Source organism: Mesorhizobium sp. G2-6-1, from assembly GCF_055809095.1.
Genome location: NZ_CM147896.1, coordinates 2,049,399 through 2,067,500 on the forward strand (window position 1 = coordinate 2,049,399; position 18,102 = coordinate 2,067,500).

13 protein-coding genes and 1 pseudogene (1 of these 14 cut by a window edge) are annotated in these 18,102 nt (G+C 56.7%); 12 read left to right on the top strand and 2 right to left on the bottom strand.

Features of this window, described 5'->3' with window-relative positions; all coding sequences use genetic code 11:
• The first annotated feature begins 138 nt into the window (after positions 1-138).
• The 4 genes from AC0L7S_RS09945 to AC0L7S_RS09960 are packed head-to-tail and all read left to right on the top strand — an operon-like array spanning position 139 to position 2,525.
• Positions 139-924, top strand: a complete 786-nt coding sequence (locus tag AC0L7S_RS09945) for a double zinc ribbon domain-containing protein (protein WP_473470708.1) — start codon at positions 139-141, stop codon at positions 922-924.
• A gap of 29 nt (positions 925-953) precedes the next feature.
• A complete protein-coding gene (gene grxC / locus AC0L7S_RS09950) occupies positions 954-1,223 on the top strand; it encodes a glutaredoxin 3 (RefSeq protein ID WP_473470709.1) in 270 nt (89 codons plus the stop codon).
• A 10-nt stretch (positions 1,224-1,233) separates the two neighbouring features.
• Positions 1,234-2,103, top strand: a complete 870-nt coding sequence (locus AC0L7S_RS09955) for a carbon-nitrogen hydrolase family protein (RefSeq protein WP_473470710.1) — start codon at positions 1,234-1,236, stop codon at positions 2,101-2,103.
• A complete protein-coding gene (locus AC0L7S_RS09960) occupies positions 2,100-2,525 on the top strand; it encodes a DUF1178 family protein (protein WP_473470711.1) in 426 nt (141 codons plus the stop codon). The genes AC0L7S_RS09955 and AC0L7S_RS09960 overlap by 4 nt, the downstream gene beginning before the upstream one ends.
• 39 nt (positions 2,526-2,564) lie before the next feature.
• On the opposite strand, the gene ubiG is transcribed toward AC0L7S_RS09960, so the two are convergent.
• The gene (gene ubiG / locus AC0L7S_RS09965; protein WP_473470712.1) at positions 2,565-3,317 is read right to left on the bottom strand and encodes a bifunctional 2-polyprenyl-6-hydroxyphenol methylase/3-demethylubiquinol 3-O-methyltransferase UbiG; all 753 of its coding nucleotides are present in this window, start codon (positions 3,315-3,317) and stop codon (positions 2,565-2,567) included.
• A 302-nt stretch (positions 3,318-3,619) separates the two neighbouring features.
• On the opposite strand from ubiG, the gene AC0L7S_RS09970 reads away from it, so the two are divergent.
• The 8 genes and pseudogenes from AC0L7S_RS09970 to AC0L7S_RS10005 all read left to right on the top strand — a co-directional run bounded on the left by AC0L7S_RS09970 (position 3,620) and on the right by AC0L7S_RS10005 (position 16,445).
• Positions 3,620-4,873 (top strand): aspartate kinase, encoded by a 1,254-nt coding sequence (locus tag AC0L7S_RS09970; RefSeq protein ID WP_473470713.1) that lies wholly within the window; start codon positions 3,620-3,622, stop codon positions 4,871-4,873.
• 82 nt (positions 4,874-4,955) lie between these two features.
• Positions 4,956-7,226, top strand: a complete 2,271-nt coding sequence (ptsP, locus tag AC0L7S_RS09975; RefSeq protein ID WP_473470714.1) for a phosphoenolpyruvate--protein phosphotransferase — start codon at positions 4,956-4,958, stop codon at positions 7,224-7,226.
• A 21-nt stretch (positions 7,227-7,247) separates the two neighbouring features.
• Positions 7,248-8,327, top strand: coding sequence for a peptide chain release factor 1 (prfA, locus tag AC0L7S_RS09980; RefSeq protein ID WP_473470715.1), 1,080 nt, complete (start codon positions 7,248-7,250; stop codon positions 8,325-8,327).
• Complete coding sequence (gene prmC, locus AC0L7S_RS09985) at positions 8,324-9,241, top strand: peptide chain release factor N(5)-glutamine methyltransferase (RefSeq protein ID WP_473470717.1); 918 nt, start codon at positions 8,324-8,326, stop codon at positions 9,239-9,241. Before prfA ends, prmC begins: the two co-directional genes overlap by 4 nt.
• Before the next feature lie 267 nt (positions 9,242-9,508).
• Positions 9,509-10,360: a DUF4167 domain-containing protein gene (locus AC0L7S_RS09990; protein ID WP_473470718.1), complete on the top strand. Its 852-nt coding sequence runs from the start codon at positions 9,509-9,511 to the stop codon at positions 10,358-10,360.
• Between the two features lie 215 nt (positions 10,361-10,575).
• Positions 10,576-13,184, top strand: a pseudogene (clpB, locus tag AC0L7S_RS09995) (ATP-dependent chaperone ClpB).
• A 167-nt stretch (positions 13,185-13,351) separates the two neighbouring features.
• Positions 13,352-14,818 (top strand): L,D-transpeptidase family protein, encoded by a 1,467-nt coding sequence (locus tag AC0L7S_RS10000; protein WP_473470719.1) that lies wholly within the window; start codon positions 13,352-13,354, stop codon positions 14,816-14,818.
• Positions 14,819-14,876: 58 nt separating this feature from the next.
• On the top strand, positions 14,877-16,445 hold the full coding sequence (locus AC0L7S_RS10005; RefSeq protein WP_473470720.1) for an MFS transporter: 1,569 nt from the start codon (positions 14,877-14,879) through the stop codon (positions 16,443-16,445).
• Positions 16,446-16,466: 21 nt separating this feature from the next.
• Here AC0L7S_RS10005 and AC0L7S_RS10010 read toward each other — a convergent pair whose 3' ends face one another.
• On the bottom strand, positions 16,467-18,102 hold the 3' portion of the coding sequence (locus AC0L7S_RS10010) for a peptidoglycan DD-metalloendopeptidase family protein (protein ID WP_473470722.1). 329 nt of this gene lie beyond the right edge of the window; the window shows 1,636 of its 1,965 coding nt (coding positions 330-1,965); its start codon lies off the right edge, out of view — the gene reads right to left on this strand; the stop codon is at positions 16,467-16,469.

The following is an 18,102-nucleotide window of genomic DNA, read 5'->3' on the forward strand; positions in this document are numbered from 1 at the left end:
TCCCGGTGATGGATGGAGCGACGTTGCTCTCGATTAGGCTGGAAGCTGCTCTCATTCCTTGTTTTTTAAGCGTCTGTGGGTGGAAAGCCGGTTTCCACAAACTTCAGGTCTGATACAAGACCACCTGCAATATTTCACGTGGCCTATCCAATGGTACAGTTCAAGAGCCATGTCCGCACGATTTTAAGCTGGCCAGGACAGTTTTTGTTTCCGCCTGTGTGTGCCGGGTGCCGACGCTTCGTTTCGCGGCCCGGGGTTTTATGTGGCGCGTGCTGGCCGCAATTGCGGATGCTGGAGCGGCCTTGGTGCCCGGTGATGGGAACGCCGTTCTTGTATGATATGGGTGAGGGGTTCGTCTGCGCGGAAGCAATTGCCGACCCGCCGCCATTCGAAAGGGCGCGCGCCGCCGTTACCTATGACGGGATAGCGCGCCAGATGGTACGAGGGCTGAAATACAATGATCGCACCGATCTTGCACCGTGGATGGCGCGCTGGATGTATCGCGCCGGCGCGGAATTGTTCACGGACGCCGAAGTGATCGTGCCGGTGCCTTTGCATTGGCGGCGCTTCTTCAGGCGTAAATTCAACCAGTCTGCGGAGCTTGGCCGATCACTTTCTCATCTCTCGGGCCTGCCCTTTGCACCTTCGGCGGTCGATCGTGTGAAATTGACTCGCCAGCAAGTGGGGCTGGAGCGCCACGAACGCGAGGCAAATGTGCGCGCCGCCTTCCGGGTGCCGCCGGAATCAGAGATCGAAATTGCGGGGCGTCGGGTACTTCTGGTCGATGACGTCTATACGACCGGGGCGACCGTGTGCGCCGTTACCAATGCTCTCAGGAAAGGCGGTGCGTCAAAAGTTGACGTATTGACCTTTGCGCGTGTGTTGCCAGGGGGCTTCCGGGCGGACGAGCAAGCACCTATATAAGTTCGATAACAACGGTGTGGATGTTGCCCATGGTCGACGTGACGATCTATACACGCATGATGTGCGGCTACTGCGCTGCGGCGAAGCGCCTGCTCGAAAAGAAGGGCGTCGCCTTTACCGAGCATGATGCGTCGTTTTCCCCGCAATTGCGTCAGGAGATGGTTTCGCGCTCCAATGGGCGTGCAACTTTTCCGCAGATATTTGTCGGCTCAACCCATGTTGGCGGCTGCGACGAACTTCATGCGTTGGAATCCGAGGGTCGTCTCGATAAGTTGCTGGCCGAGGAAAGTTTCAGTTGAGGGCAATTCAATGGGCGTTTTCAAAGCAGCCGCTATCCAGATGCGCTCAGGCGTTGAGCCGAAACGCAACGCGGTCGATCTTGAAAGAATGGTTCGCGAGGCGGCAAGCCAAGGTGCCAGCTATGTTCAAACACCGGAGATGACCGGGGCTATTGTACGCGACAAGGAAGCTGGTGCGGCAGCTTTTGCAACTGAGGACAAGGATATCATTGTCGCGACCGCCAGCAGGCTGGCGAAGGAACTGGGTATTTACCTGCATATTGGTTCCACTGGAATTTTGCGGGCGGATGGCAAGCTTGCCAACAGGGCGCTGCTGTTTTCGCGCGACGGTGCCATGCGCGCCGTTTATGACAAGATACACATGTTCGATGTCGATCTCGACAATGGCGAAAGCTGGCGGGAGTCTGCGGCGTATGAACCGGGTGCCGAGGCTGTTGTTGCCGAGGTCAATGGCGTCAAGCTTGGCTTTTCGATCTGCTATGATCTGCGTTTTCCGCATCTGTTCCGTTCAGAGGCGCTAGCGGGCGCGCAAATTCTGTCGGTACCAGCCGCCTTTACCCGCCAGACAGGTGAAGCGCATTGGCATGTTCTGTTGCGCGCGCGGGCAATCGAGAACGGTGCTTTCGTCGTTGCCGCTGCACAGGGCGGGGTGCATGAAGATGGCCGTGAAACCTATGGCCATTCGTTGATCATCGACCCGTGGGGCCGTATTCTGGCAGAAGCGGCGCATGACGAACCGGCCGTGATTATTGCTGAAATCGACCCTTCCCAATCGATTGAGGCACGCAAGAAAATCCCCAATCTGAAAAATGGACGCGAGTTCACGCTAGAAATTGCCAATGCGGGTGATGATGTAAACCTCAAGGGAGCGGCCTGTTGATCCGCTTTTCTCTTGTTTGCGAACGCGCCCATGAGTTCGAGGGCTGGTTCCGCAGCAATGACGATTTCGAGACACAGGCCAAGCGCGGCCTTGTCGATTGCCCGTCCTGTGGTTCGCGCAAGGTTGAGAAGGCGTTGATGGCACCTGCCGTTTCAACGGGGCGAAAACAGGAGAAAGTTGCCCTCGCCATGGGCGAGGAACAGCGCAAAATGATGCTCGAACTGAAAGCGATGACCGAGAAAGTTCGCGCCAACGCCGATTATGTAGGCGACAAGTTTGCGGCAGAAGCACGCAAGATACATTTTGGCGAAGCCGACGCGCGCGGCATCTACGGCGAAGCAACACTTGATGAAGCCAAGGATATGGCCGAAGATGGCATCGATTTCATGCCGATGCCGGTATTTCCCGACGATCAGAACTGATGGTGTTATTTCGGCTCGAATTTCAATTGCGCCCTCGCCTCAGGCGGCCTGTGCTTTTTCCGCCAGCACCATATAATTGACGTCCATATCTTTGGATTGTTGCCAACGGTCGGCGAGCGGGTTGTAAATCACGCCAGTCCGGTCCGTGATAGTCAGATCAGCCTGGATCAACGCCTTCTCCAGTTCATCCGGGCGAACCAGCTTGTTGAATTGATGGGTTCCGCGTGGCAGCCAGCGAAGCACATATTCCGCACCGATTATTGCCAGACCGAGCGCCTTCAACGTGCGATTGATGGTGGCAACAAACATGATGCCGCCGGGCTTGACCATTTCGCCGCATTTGCTCAGGAACAGGTCCATATCGGCAACGTGCTCAACCACTTCCATATTCAAAACGATGTCGAACTTCTCGCCTGAGTCGGCAAGATCTTCCGCAGTTGTCGCGCGGTAGTCTACTTCGACGTTTGCCTCGGCCGCATGGAGCCGTGCAACTTCGATATTCGTGGTCGAGGCGTCGGCGCCGACCACTTTTGCGCCCAGTCGCGCCATCGGTTCGCACAACAGGCCGCCACCACATCCTATGTCGAGAATGCGAAGACCTTCAAAGGGGCGTGCTTCGCGCGGGTCGCGGCCAAATCGGTGCGCCACCTGATCGCGAATATAGGCAAGCCTTATCGGGTTGAACTTGTGCAGGGGGCGAAATTTGCCGTTTGGATTCCACCATTCAGCGGCAAGGGCTGAAAAGCGTTCCACTTCGCCGGCGTCGATGGTCGATCGTCGGGTATTGGGCATTGATGATCTCCTGGCATTCGCTGCGCCAAAATCCGGTGACATTGGCGCTCATGCGTCTAACCGAAATGTCGGGGTGTTGCTCAGCCTGCTACCGGTCGGCTTTGGCTGATAGCACTCCGACGCGTTAGGAAGTCGGGTTTGAGAAGCGGAAAGTCAAGGCAACATTTCTTACAAAAGATGAGGTCGGTGGCTCTCTCGCTTGCACAGCAATCAGGATTTGGCTAAGCAGGCACCGCATCGGTATCCGGTTGTTGCCGACGCTTTTTCGTTTTCGTCCAGATATCCAAAGGCAATCCAGTTCCATGGCGCGCATTGTGATGAAATTCGGCGGGACCTCGGTCGCCGACATCGCCCGCATCCGCAATGTTGCGCGTCACGTCAAACGCGAGGTGGACGCGGGCCATGAAGTCGCCGTGGTGGTGTCGGCGATGGCTGGCAAGACCAATGAACTGGTCGGCTGGACGCGTGAAGCCTCACCAATGCATGATGCGCGTGAATATGATGCTGTTGTTGCTTCGGGCGAACAGGTGTCTGCGGGGCTTCTTGCAATTACCTTGCAGAATATGGGTGTACATGCACGATCCTGGCAGGGTTGGCAGATTCCGATCAAGACGGACAACGCACATGGTGCAGCACGCATCATAGACATTGACGGGACATTTCTTATCAAGCGCTTCGGTGAAGGGCAGGTGGCCGTGGTGGCAGGGTTTCAAGGGATAGGCCCCGACAATCGCGTCGCTACGCTTGGACGAGGCGGGTCCGATACCAGTGCGGTGGCGATTGCTGCGGCGGTCAAGGCCGATCGTTGCGACATCTACACCGATGTCGACGGGGTTTATACGACCGACCCGCGCATCGAGCCCAAGGCGCGACGACTGGCAAAGATATCGTTCGAGGAAATGCTCGAAATGGCCTCCCTGGGTGCCAAAGTCTTGCAGGTTCGCTCGGTCGAACTTGCCATGGTGCATAAGGTGCGTACTTTTGTGCGGTCGTCTTTCGACGATCCTGATGCGCCCGGAATGGGGGACTTGGTCAATCCACCTGGAACGCTTATTTGCGACGAGGATGAAATCGTGGAACAGCAGGTTGTCACCGGAATTGCCTATGCCAAGGACGAGGCTCAGATTTCGCTGCGCCGGGTTTCAGATCGACCCGGTGTCGCTGCCGGTATTTTTGGCCCGCTCGCCGAGGCCAATATCAATGTCGATATGATCGTCCAGAATATCTCGGAAGATGGCAAATCGACGGATATGACATTTACCGTGCCGTCAGGTGATGTCGGCAAGGCGCTGACAGTGCTGGAGACGGTGAAACAAACGGTCGGATATGACGCCGTCCAGCATGACGACGGGATGTCCAAAGTGTCGGTTATCGGCATTGGTATGCGCAGCCATACAGGCATCGCGGCGACGGCTTTCAAGGCGCTGTCGGAAAAGGCGATCAACATCCGTGCTATCACCACTTCGGAGATCAAGATCTCTATCCTGATCGATGGCCCCTATACCGAACTTGCGGTTCGCACTTTGCATTCCGTCTACGGTCTGGATAAGCAGTAAGTGTGACAAGTTCGCATTTGCGTTAAATGCCCGTGCGCATGAAGATGTGTGCTGTGCAATAACCAACGGAGAAGAAGCCGCGATGCGTGAGACGGCCGTCGGCCCACGCGTTTTGCTACGACGGCTCCGCGAGCTCATGCAAGAGCCGCTGGAGCCACAGGAGCGGCTTGATCGGATTGTGCGCGATATCGCCTCGAACATGGTGGCTGAGGTCTGTTCGCTCTATGTGCTTCGCTCAGACTCCGTTCTTGAACTTTATGCCACCGAAGGCCTGAACCCGAGCGCCGTCCATCTGGCGCAATTGCGTCTGGGACAGGGCCTTGTCGGCACGATTGCAGCCAGTGCGAGGTCGCTCAACCTTTCCAATGCACAGGAGCATCCTGCCTTTGCCTATCTGCCGGAAACGGGTGAAGAGATTTACAGCTCGTTTCTGGGTGTTCCGGTGCTCAGGGCAGGACGCACGCTTGGCGTTCTCGTGGTTCAAAACAAGACCATGCGCAGCTACCGCGACGACGAGATAGAGGCGATGGAAACCACCGCGATGGTGATCGCGGAAATGATTGCGACAGGTGATCTTGCAAGGCTCAACCGTCCCGGAATCGAGCTCGATCTGAAGCGTCCGGCGAGTTTCAAGGGGGTTGCCTATAATGAGGGCATCGGCCTTGGCCATGTCGTCTTGCACGAGCCGCGCATCGTCGTCACCAATCTGTTCAATGAAGACAGTGAAGAAGAGGTGCGCCGGCTGGAAACGGCGCTCGGCTCGCTTCGACTTTCCATTGATGACATGCTCCAGCGGCGCGACGTTGCGTTCGAGGGCGAACATCGCGAAGTGCTGGAAGCCTATCGCATGTTTGCCAATGATCGCGGCTGGGTGCGGCGACTGGAGGAAGCGATCGGCAATGGGCTAACCGCAGAAGCGGCGGTGGAAAAGGTCCAAAGCGACATGCGCGCGCGCATGATACATATGACCGATCCCTATTTGCGCGAGCGGATGAGCGATTTTGACGATCTCGCCAACCGGCTTTTGCGCCAACTCCTGGGGCGCGGACCTGAAAATGTCGCAGCGTCCTTGCCAAGGGATGCCATCATTGTGGCGCGCTCCATGGGAGCTGCCGAATTGCTGGATTATCCGCGCGACAAGACGCGCGGTCTGGTGCTTGAAGATGGCGCGGCCACCAGCCATGTGGTTATCGTGGCGCGCGCCATGGGCATACCGGTCGCCGGGCAGGTCAAAGGCGCCGTTTCCATGGCTGAAAATGGCGATGCCATTATCGTCGATGGTGAGGAAGGGGGCGTTCATCTGAGGCCGCAGCCTGACCTTGAAGCTGCCTATACCGAGAAAGTCCGGTTTCGGGCGCGCCGGCAGGAAATCTACCGCGAATTGCGCGACAAGCCGTCTGAAACCAAAGACGGTGTGCCGGTCGATCTCTTGATAAATGCCGGGTTGATGGTCGACCTGCCGCAGCTCGATGAATCCGGGGCTCGCGGCATCGGCCTGTTTCGAACCGAGTTGCAGTTCATGGTTGCCTCAACCTTTCCGCGCGCAGAAACCCAGGAACAGCTCTACCGGGATGTGCTCGATTCTGCGCGCGGCAAGCCGGTGACCTTTCGCACCATCGACATTGGTGGCGACAAGGTGCTTCCTTATTTCAAGAACACGACGCAGGAAGAAAATCCGGCACTTGGCTGGCGCGCAATCCGGCTGACACTGGACAGGCCGGGCCTGCTTCGCACGCAGATACGGGCACTGCTTAAGGCGGCGGGCGGGCGTGAACTCAAGCTCATGCTGCCGATGGTCACCGAACTCGATGAGATCGTGCAGGCGCGTGAAATCATAGATCGCGAGGTTCGCCATCTGTCTCGCTTCGCCCATCATTTGCCAACCAGCCTCAAGCTTGGCGCGATGCTGGAGGTGCCTTCGCTTCTGTTCCAGCTCGACGAATTGATGAAGGCCGTCGATTTCGTGTCCGTCGGCTCCAATGATCTGTTCCAGTTCGTCATGGCCGTGGATCGTGGCAATACGCGGCTTGCGGACCGGTTCGATCCCCTTTGCATTCCATTCTTGAGGGTCTTGAAGCAGATTGCGGACGCCGGACATCGCAACCACACGCCCGTGACCTTGTGCGGCGAGCTTGCCGGCAAACCGATTTCAGCGATGGCGCTTATCGGCCTCGGGTTCCGGTCGATCTCGATGTCGCCTGCGTCGATCGGCCCGGTCAAGGCCATGCTGACGGAGTTGCCATTGGCAGAGCTTTCGGCATTCTTTGACGATAATTTGTCGGCATCGATGACCGGTTTGCCTTTGCGCGCATTGTTGCAGGCCTTTGCCGATGATCGATCGATTCCGTTGTAAGATCGAGATCGGGTTCCAATCATGACTACGCTTCCCCGTGACCGTATGGATCAGGTCGTCAAACGCTTCGAGATGCTCGAGGCGCAAATGGCGGCTGGCCCGGCTGCCGATGCCTATGTAAAAATGGCGTCCGAATATTCCGATATTCAGGATCTGGTGCTCAAGATCAGGGCGCTGAACGGCGTCGAGCACGAGTTGTCGGACCTTCAGGTGTTGCTGGATGACAAGGCGACGGATCGTGAAATGCGCGCGCTGGCCGAAGACGAAATGCCCGGCGTGAATGAGCGCATTGAAGCGTTAAGGCGGGACATTCAGATACTTCTTCTGCCCAAGGATGCTGCGGATGAGCGCAATGCCATTCTTGAAATTCGGGCAGGTACTGGTGGCGACGAAGCCGCTCTTTTCGCAGGCGATCTGTTTCGCATGTATGAACGCTATTCAGCCTCGCGCGGCTGGCGCTTTGAGGTGGCGTCGGCGAGCGATGGAGATGCTGGAGGCTACAAGGAAATCATCGCCACGGTTTCGGGCAAAGGCGTTTTTGCCCATCTCAAATTCGAGTCCGGCGTTCACCGGGTGCAGCGCGTTCCCGAAACGGAAGCGCAGGGGCGTATCCACACGTCTGCCGCGACCGTTGCGGTTCTTCCCGAAGCGCAGGAGGTGGATATCGACATCAGGCCTGATGAAATCCGCATTGATACGATGCGCGCTTCAGGTTCTGGCGGGCAGCATGTCAACACGACGGACTCCGCGGTGCGTATCACCCATCTGCCAACCGGCATCATGGTGGTGCAAGCCGAGAAATCGCAACATCAAAACCGTGCCCGCGCCATGCAAATCCTGCGCGCCCGGCTTTATGACATGGAGCGCAGCCGGACAGATGAGGAACGCTCCGAATCGCGTAAGTCCCAGGTTGGTTCCGGCGATCGTTCGGAACGCATCCGCACTTATAACTTTCCGCAGGGGCGGGTGAGCGACCACCGTATCAACCTTACGCTTTACAAGCTTGACCGGGTGATGATGGGTGAACTCGATGAAATCGTCGATGCGCTCATGGCCGATCATCAATCCAAATTGCTCGCCGATCTCGGTGTCGATGGTTGAGGTGCTGCCTGATCTCGCTTGGTCAGTTGATTCGCGTCGCGCGCCAGCAACTTGCGGCAGCCGGGGTTGCTGATTCGGCGCTGGATGCGCGATTGTTGGTTGAACATTTTTCTGGAACAACGCGGGCGGAGGCGATTGCCGATCCGGGACGCAAGGTCGATGCTGGCTCTCTACAGAAAATCGATGCGGCGCTGAAGCGGCGCGTGGCTGGCGAACCGGCGCATCGGATCATGGGGTTTCGGGACTTTTATGGTCTGCGTTTTATGATTTCACCTGAGACGCTTGAACCGCGTCCCGATACCGAAACGCTGGTTGATGCTGTCTTGCCTTTGGTGAAGTCTATGGTCGAGCGCGACGGGCAATGTCGTGTCCTTGATCTTGGCACAGGCACGGGTGCGGTTGCTCTGGCAGTGCTCAGCGCAGTTCATCAAGCGCGTGCGACGGGCGTCGATATTTCAAGTGATGCGCTGACGACAGCCCATCAAAACGCCCAAAAACTGGGCTTTTCATCACGATTTACGCCGCTGGAGTCGGATTGGTTTTCGAATGTGTCCGGGCGCTACCATGTAATTGTCTCAAACCCTCCCTACATAAAGTCTCAAGACATTGATGCTTTACAAGTGGAGGTGAGGAGCTTCGACCCTCGCCGGTCGCTCGATGGTGGCAGCGATGGGCTTGATGCTTACCGGACCATCGCAGAAGGCGCGCACAGACATCTGGAAGCTGAGGGTATCGTTGCGGTCGAAATCGGCGCCACACAGAAATCTGACGTCATCACGGTGTTTCAAAATGCCGGTTTCCTCGTTGTGAATGCCTTGGCCGATCTTGCCGGGCATGACCGGGTGCTTGTATTTCGAGCCGAACAAAAGGGTGAAGGCGGTGATGAATTAACGCTTGGCAAGACTTTGGAATGACGATAGGGTCACCATCAACCGAATGAGATGAAGCAGGCAGTGCTCTTAGCGATTCGGTTTCCTTGGAAATAGCTGCCTTCTTGCGCAAATGACGCTCAAGCTTCATGCGGGAACTCATCTGGTAAGTGTAATGTGACCAGGACAGGATGGCACGTGGCGCCAACGCAAACGATGCGGGCGAACACCGGCGAAACGATGAAGCGGCTAGCTGCATGAGCGCTGCCGTTCGCGATGGATTTCAAAATTTCAAAAACTGAAGAGAGTCGAATGAGGCCACAACAGCAGAACAGGCGCATGCGCGGTCGCAACAATAATGGCGGCGGAAATAACAATAATAACAACCGGAAGGGTCCAAACCCTTTGAACCGCAATTATGAGAGCAATGGTCCCGATGTGAAAATTCGTGGGTCCGCGCAACAGATTGCCGAGAAATATGCCACTTTGGCCCGTGATGCGCAAAGCTCCGGGGACCGGGTGATGGCGGAGAATTATCTCCAGCACGCCGAACATTACAATCGCATCATTGCTGCGGCCCAGGCCCAGATGCCGATCCAGCAGGCCCAGCAAAACCGTGACGATGACGATGATGGCGACGACAATAACAATGATGCCGAAAACAACGCCAACAATAATGGGTCGCAAAGCCCGGTTGCGGCGCAGGGTTCCGGCCCTCAACCGGACATTGACGGCATACCAGCCGAGGTCGCACTGAAGAGCGGCGGCGGTCGTGAAAATGGCGGCAGGCGTGGGCGCGACAACCGAAACAGCAATGCCGGTCAAAATGACCAGAGAAATGGCAATGGCGCGCGCGGCGAACAAAGCGATGCAGAAAACGAAGACCAGACCGAAGCGAGTACGGAAACCGTAGCTCCGGCGGTTGCGCAGCAACCCGAAGAAGCTCTTGGACCTGCCGCACTTGCTGCTCGGGCTGAACTGAACGAGACGACGACAGAAGCGGCTGCTCCACCGCGGCGTCCTCGCCGGCCTCGCCGCCCGAAGGTTGCTGCTGAACCTGCACAGGACGAAACTGAACAGGTTGACCGCAAGACCGAAAGCGAGACGGTTGATTCAGGACCAGTTGAAACTGCCCCCGGCGATGTTGTGACAGCTGATAGCTGACCCATTTTCGAGCATTTTGATTTAAACGGCGGGGAGAAATCCTCGCCGTTTTTGTTTTCCCACACCCGTAATTGTAAAATGCCGCAGCGTTGCTTCTTGAGGCTGGCGGGTTGGTGTACCATATTTGTTGAGAACTGAACCTGGCCATTGGGCGGGTTCGTCACCGTAATCTGATCCGGTGCCGCAAAGCGGGCTGGTGACGGAAGGAGACAGATATGAACCTTGAAAAATACTCCGAGCGCGTCCGGGGCTTCATCCAGTCCGCGCAGACGATGGCGCTGTCGCGCGACCATCAGCAATTTACACCCGAACACATTCTCAAAGTACTGGTCGACGATGATGAAGGGCTTGCCGCATCGCTCATCGAGCGCACCGGTGGGCGTCCACGCGATGCCCGGCTTGCGGTTGAAGCAACCCTTGAGGCCATGCCAAAAGTGGAAGGCGGCAATGGCCAGCTTTATCTGGCGCAACCGCTGGCGAAGGTCTTATCGACTGCCGAGGAACTGGCGACAAAAGCAGGTGACAGCTTTGTGACGGTTGAACGCCTGTTGCAGGCTCTGGCTATGGAGAAGTCGTCCAAGACTGCTGATATTCTTGCCAAGGCGGGTGTTGCGCCGCAAGCGTTGAACCAGGTCATCAATGATATGCGCAAGGGCCGCACAGCCGATTCGGCCAGTGCCGAGCAGGGCTACGATGCATTGAAGAAATACGCTCGTGATCTGACGGCGGATGCGCGCGCGGGCAAGCTCGATCCGGTTATCGGCCGCGACGATGAAATTCGCCGCACCATTCAGGTGCTGTCGCGCCGCACCAAGAACAATCCGGTGCTGATTGGTGAACCCGGCGTTGGCAAGACGGCGATTGCCGAGGGTCTGGCACTACGTATCGTTGACGGAGATGTTCCCGAATCGCTGAAAGACAAGCAATTGATGGCCCTCGACATGGGCGCATTGATTGCCGGCGCGAAATATCGCGGTGAATTTGAGGAGAGGCTGAAAGCCGTCTTGTCGGAAGTGACCTCGGCGGCTGGCGGGATCATCCTGTTCATCGACGAGATGCACACATTGGTCGGTGCCGGCAAGGCTGACGGAGCGATGGATGCTTCCAACCTCTTGAAGCCGGCGCTGGCGCGTGGCGAGTTGCACTGTGTTGGTGCCACCACGCTGGAGGAATACCGCAAGCATGTCGAGAAAGACGCGGCGCTGGCGCGGCGTTTCCAGCCGGTTTTCGTGGACGAGCCGAGCGTCGAAGACACGGTGTCGATCCTGCGTGGCCTGAAGGAAAAATACGAGCAGCATCACAAGGTGCGCATTTCCGATTCCGCCCTGGTTTCGGCCGCGACCTTGTCCAACCGTTATATCGCCGACCGGTTTTTGCCAGACAAGGCAATCGATCTTGTCGACGAGGCAGCTTCGCGGCTGAGGATGCAGGTCGATTCCAAGCCCGAGGCATTGGACGAGTTGGACCGGCGCATCATGCAGCTCAAGATCGAACGCGAGGCGTTGAAAGTCGAAAAAGACGATGCCTCGAAAGACCGGTTGGTGCGGCTTGAAAAAGATCTCGCGGGGCTCGAAGAAGAGTCGACGGCGCTGACTGCCAAATGGCAATCTGAAAAGCAGAAGCTTGGCCTCGCAGCCGACCTCAAGAAGGAACTTGAGGAAGCGCGCAACGATCTTGCGATTGCCCAGCGCAATGGCGAGTTCCAACGTGCTGGCGAACTGGCCTATGGCAAAATTCCGGAGCTGGAAAAGAAACTGACCGAGGCCGAAGCACAAGACGGCAAGGTCGGCATGGTCGAAGAAGTGGTGACACCCGATCACGTTGCCCACATCGTGTCGCGCTGGACCGGCATTCCGGTTGACAAGATGCTGGAGGGGAGCGCGACAAGCTGCTTCGCATGGAAGATGAAATCGGCAAACGTGTCATTGGTCAGGGTGAAGCGGTCCAGGCGGTTTCCAAGGCGATCCGTCGCGCCCGCGCTGGCCTGCAGGATCCCAATCGCCCGATTGGCTCATTCATCTTTCTCGGGCCAACCGGTGTGGGCAAGACCGAGCTTACCAAGGCGCTGGCTAATTTCCTGTTTGACGATGAAAGCGCGATGGTGCGCATTGATATGTCGGAATTCATGGAGAAGCACTCCGTTTCCCGCCTGATCGGTGCGCCTCCCGGCTATGTCGGGTACGAAGAAGGTGGTGCACTTACCGAGGCGGTGCGGCGACGTCCCTATCAGGTTGTCTTGTTTGACGAGATCGAGAAAGGCCATCCGGACGTGTTCAACGTGCTGTTGCAGGTTCTCGATGATGGCCGTTTGACGGACGGGCAGGGCCGTACGGTCGATTTCCGCAATACGCTCATCATCATGACCTCTAACCTAGGAGCCGACTATCTGGTCAATCTTGGTGAGAACGAGGATGTCGATAGCGTGCGCGATCAGGTGATGGGTGAAGTCAAGGTGGCGTTTCGGCCGGAGTTTCTCAATCGTGTCGACGAGGTTGTGCTGTTTCATCGGCTCCGTCGGCAGGATATGGGCCGTATCGTGGAGATACAGCTCAGGCGGCTGGAGAATCTTCTCGTTGATCGGAAAATCGTGCTCGAACTCGATGACGACGCGATCGAATGGCTTGCAGCGAAAGGCTATGATCCGGCCTATGGCGCACGGCCACTGAAGCGGGCGATGCAAAAGGAGTTGCAAGATCCGCTGGCGGAGAAAATATTGTCGGGTGATATTCTCGACGGTTCGACCGTGAAGGTGACGTCCGGTTCCGACAGGTTGAATTTTCGGGCGAAGCCAAGTGTGACTGTTGAAGCAGGCAAGGCGGCGTAAGCTCCGCGCAATGGCGTGTTGTTACGAAAGGTGGCCGCAGCGATGCGGCCATCTTCATGTCCAGTTCATGTTGGAAACCTATTCTTGAAGATTGGCTGAGGCGAGAAACGCGCATCTCATCGGCCAGCGTAGAAGACGATAAGTATCGATCGGAGAATTTGGCCTAGATGTTGCGCATGAGCTTTCTTATTTCGGCGCTTGCCGTCCCGTTTTTTTGCAGCGGCGCAATTGCGTCGCAAAAAGTGGACGACGGCGCGGACTGGCCGCGATCTTCAGGCTCCCAAACCATTCAGGTCGCGCAGAACTATGATTTCGAAGTCTATTACGATGGCCAGGGAAATCGCGTCATCGTTGACCCTGAAACGGGCAAGGTCATTGCGGTGCAGCCGCCGCAAACCCGGCTCAACAGGCGCGCGCTTCGGCGTCAGCAGGCGCGTCAGTATGATCAGGGTGCGCCCGACGATGATCGTTATTATCTCGATAATCCAGATGACGTGGCTCGTTTTCGGCGCAAGCGGCTGCAAGAAGAGAACGGTGTCTTCGATCCGCCACCCGATGACCAATATGATTCGCTTGACGATTTATTGAATACGTTTCCAGAAGCACCGCGAAGTAATAGTGACAATGCCTATCCGGACGATGTGCCGCAAACGGTTCGACGCCAGCCAATAGAGCGTAAATCGCTCGATGAAATGTCCGTCGAGCCGCCCCAACCGTCCGAAGAAATTTCTCGCGGCGCGCCGGAACGCCTGGATTTGAGCACGAAAGTCGATCCGTCGCTGTCGCTTGGCGCGCGCGAAGATGTGGCTGCGTTGCAGGTGTTGCTCGACCGGGCAGGTGCTTCGCCGGGGGTCATTGATGGCCGGTTCGGTTCCAATGTCGACAAGGCGCTTTCGGCCTATCGCAAGATTACGGGAATTTATCTGCGCTCTACCGATACGGTGGCAATTACGGAACGGCTGGCCGAGACTGGCGGCGATGCGTTTGCCTCCTATTCGATCACGCCACAAGATGCCGCGGGGCCTTATCTAGCTTCAATTCCTGCTGATTATGGCGAGAAGGCCAAGCTTGAGCGAATGAGTTTTACATCGGTGACCGAAGCCTTGGCCGAACGGTTCCATATGGACGAATCCTATCTGAAATCGCTCAATCCCGGCGCGAATTTCAATCGGCCGGGAACCATCATTAAAGTCGCGAATTTTGGCAGGCTTGTCAGCACGCCAGTCGAGAAAATTCTTGCCGATAAAGGAAAAAAGCAGGTTCGCGCCTATGATGCGCAGGGCAAACTTGTTGCGGCTTATCCAGCGACGATCGGCTCGACCGACACACCATCTCCAACAGGGATACACACGGTGACGCGCATTGCCGTCGATCCGAACTATACCTACAATCCGGGCCTCAATTTCAAGCAGGGCAATAACGACAAGGTTCTGACGGTTCCGCCGGGCCCGAACGGACCTGTCGGGTCTATCTGGATTGCGCTGGACAAGCCCACTTACGGGATACATGGCACGCCTGATCCTACCAAGATCGGCAAGACCGAAAGTCATGGCTGCGTTCGATTGACCAATTGGGATGCCACGGAACTGGCAAAACTGGTGAAGCCGGGTGTGACCGTGGAGTTCGTAGACTGACGCGTGGCCGCTTCACGCATGTCTACCATTTCGCCGCCCGATGCTCTAAGCAAGGCTTATGCAGTCACCATGCGAGACCGGCATCGAGGCCGTTCCCCAACTTAAGAGCGCGTCAAACGGCTCGTTCTGTCCGCAGGACCGGCGCCGATATGTACTGATTTCCGCGATACTGGCTTCGGCCCTTGGTTTCATCGATGGCTCGATCCTTGCCATTGCGATTCCTGCGATTCGCAGTGACCTCGGGGCAAGTCTTGTTGAAGCGCAGTGGATTTCCAATGCCTATGCGCTGACCTTGTCTGCACTCATCCTGGCTGGAGGAACGGCCGGAGATCGTTATGGATTGCGGCGCGTCTTCGTCATAGGCATCGCACTGTTTGTCATTGCGTCGATGGCCTGCGCGTTTGCAGCCAATTCGACGATGCTGATTCTGTTTCGGGCGATACAGGGCGTGGGGGCCGCTATCATGATACCAGGCAGCCTGGCAATTATTGCCAAAGCTTATCCGAGAAACGAGCGCGGCAGGGCTATCGGAATATGGGCTGCCGCGTCGGCGTTGACGACGGCACTTGGTCCGGTCATCGGCGGATTGGTGCTCTCGACCTTCGGCGACGAAGTATGGAGGGCGATTTTCGCTATTAACCTACCGCTGGGTGGAACCGCGATCTATCTTCTTGTGACAAAAGTTCCCGCAGATAAGCCGACAGTCAAACGTAGTCTGGATCTCGGCGGAGCGGTCCTGGCGACGGGCGCGCTTGCAGCGATTGCCTATGGGCTGAGTTTCATCCGTTCGGAAGATTCGATGGCGATGTTTGGAAACAGCCTGTCGATGGTGGCCATCGGGGCTGCGTTGCTTGCCGTCTTTGTGTGGTGGGAGTGGCGCCAGCGTGAACCGATGATTGAACTCGCCCTGTTTGGAATCGGTGCCTTTTCGGGAGCGAATGTGGTGACATTTCTCCTCTATTTCTCGCTATCAGCAATATTGTTCTATCTTCCGATGCTCTTGATTGCCGGTTGGGGGCTGAGCACGGCAGAGGTCGGGTTCGTCTTTATACCGCTATCGGCAGCGATCGCAGGGTTGTCGGGTTCGGTTGGCAAATTGTCTGATCGGATAGGTCCGCGCTTCCCAATCACGGCGGGAAGCCTGTTGGTGGCATTGGCATTCGGTGGGCTGGCCGTCATGACAGGAAGTGGAATTCATAGTTTTTGGGCGGGTGCCCTTCCATTGATGTCGGTTATGGGTGTTGGCATGGCGCTGGTCGTGTCACCTTTATCGACCGCAGTAATGACGGCAGTTGAAGACGAAGATACCGGTGCGGCCTCCGGCATCAATAACGCCATTTCGCGTATCGCCGGCCTTATGGCTGTTGCTGCGATGGGCTCGGTTGCAGCCTGGGCGTATGCGCAAGGTCTGGGATCGATTAATCCGTCAGATATTCCAGGATTTGGCGAACCCGTTGCCACAAGCTTGCCGTTGGATATGGAATTGACGCGTCGCGGTGCCAGCGATGTGGCGTTTGCCGCTGTTGCCGGGGTAACGGCCGTGCTTTGTGTGTTGTCAGCACTTGCAGCGTGGTTCAGCGTTCCGGGGCGCGCGCTGCCGTGGCCGGTGTCGCCCGAAAAACAGTGACGATAGGAATTCCCCGACGCCCTAACCTTCGGCCTTGGCGCTGGCCAATGTAAGCGGGTTGTCATCGTCTTGTTTGAGGAGGTCGTCGATGCGTTCTCGCTCATGCTCGAAGGTCACGAGTTCATCGCCTTTGAGAGTCTTTCCGGCGGGCAAGCGTACGCGCATCGCATCGACTTTCGTGCCGTTGACGATCAATTCGTAGTGAAGATGCGGACCAGTTGCGAGACCCGTCTGGCCGAGATAGCCGATGACCTGGCCCTGGCGCACGCGTACTCCAGGTTTGATGCCTTTTGCGAATGCACTTTGATGATTGTAGGACGTTTCATATCCGTTGGCATGACGAACGATAATCTGTTTGCCATAACCGCCGGCCCAGCCGACTTTTTCGATAACGCCATCGCCGGCGGAAACTATTGGTGTACCCACTGGTGCTGCCCAATCGGTGCCTGTGTGCATACGCACATAACCCAGGATCGGGTGCTTGCGTGGGCCAAAGCCGGAGGTAAATCGTCCGTTGGGGAGTGGTTTGCGCAACAAGAAGCGTTTGGAGCTGCTGCCGTTCTCATCGAAATAGTCGACGCTTCCATCTTCCATCTGGAATCGATAATAATTGCGTGTTGAACCGCCAATATTCGACGAAACATAAAGAAGCTCGGAATCTTCAGATGCCTCGTCGCCACCGTCCGGCTGGGAGAAGAGAACTTCCAGCCGGTCGGAGGGGTTGCAGCGTGACTTGAAATCGACATTTGGTGCAAGCAATTTAACCAGACGCTGGGTCATCTGCTTCGACATGCCATAGGAATAGGCAGCGCGATAAATGCCATCATAGAGATTTGGCAGATTGCCGCGCGCGATAACGGGTGGCGTGTCATCAAACGCGGTCAGCAGTCCGGGGTTTTCTTCAGGTTCCTGTGCAGGCACTAACTGGCCTTTGTCATCACGGGCTATGGTGACGATGTGGCGTGTCTTGTCATAAACGCTGGTTCTGACCACGGTGGCTACGTCGTTGCGTATCTCGATGCCAACCCGCAAAACAGTGCCTGCCTTGAGCGCAGGTGCATTCAGCAACTTGCTTATCGCGGCTGCCATGTCGACGGCATCTTCGCCCGTGTAGCCAGATTCTGAAAATGCGTCGGCAATGTTCCTGTCGTTGCGAAATGGAATAATCTCTTCTGCGTAGGCGGGGGCCTGATCTGTGGTTTCACCATCGAGCCGCGGTGAAACAGAAACATTTTCCGGCACGATCTTGACGCCATATGTGCCGGCCAGGCTCTGCGTCAGCTGATCGCCGAAACGTTGAGGGTCGACATAGTGTAATGAGGCCACTTCGATCGCGCCTTCACCCAAATCGGTGCTTGCTTCGCGCACTACTTTCTCGACTTCATCGGCCGAGAGATCCCCGCCTTCATCGAACGAAGCCGTATCTATGGGAAAGTCGATTGTCTTCAAGCTCATCTCGCTCTCGACCTTGGCCCCATATATCTGGCCGGCATTTGCGAGGGCGGATGGTGTGTCGGCTGCCTTGTCGTCGCCAAAAATCCGAAGCGGATCGAATGCGGGATAGGTGCGGGCCGTCGTGTATCCGGCGGCCAAAGTCATCTTTATCTCCACAAAGGGCATGGTGTGGATAATTTCGCGATCGCCAACCTTGGTGATC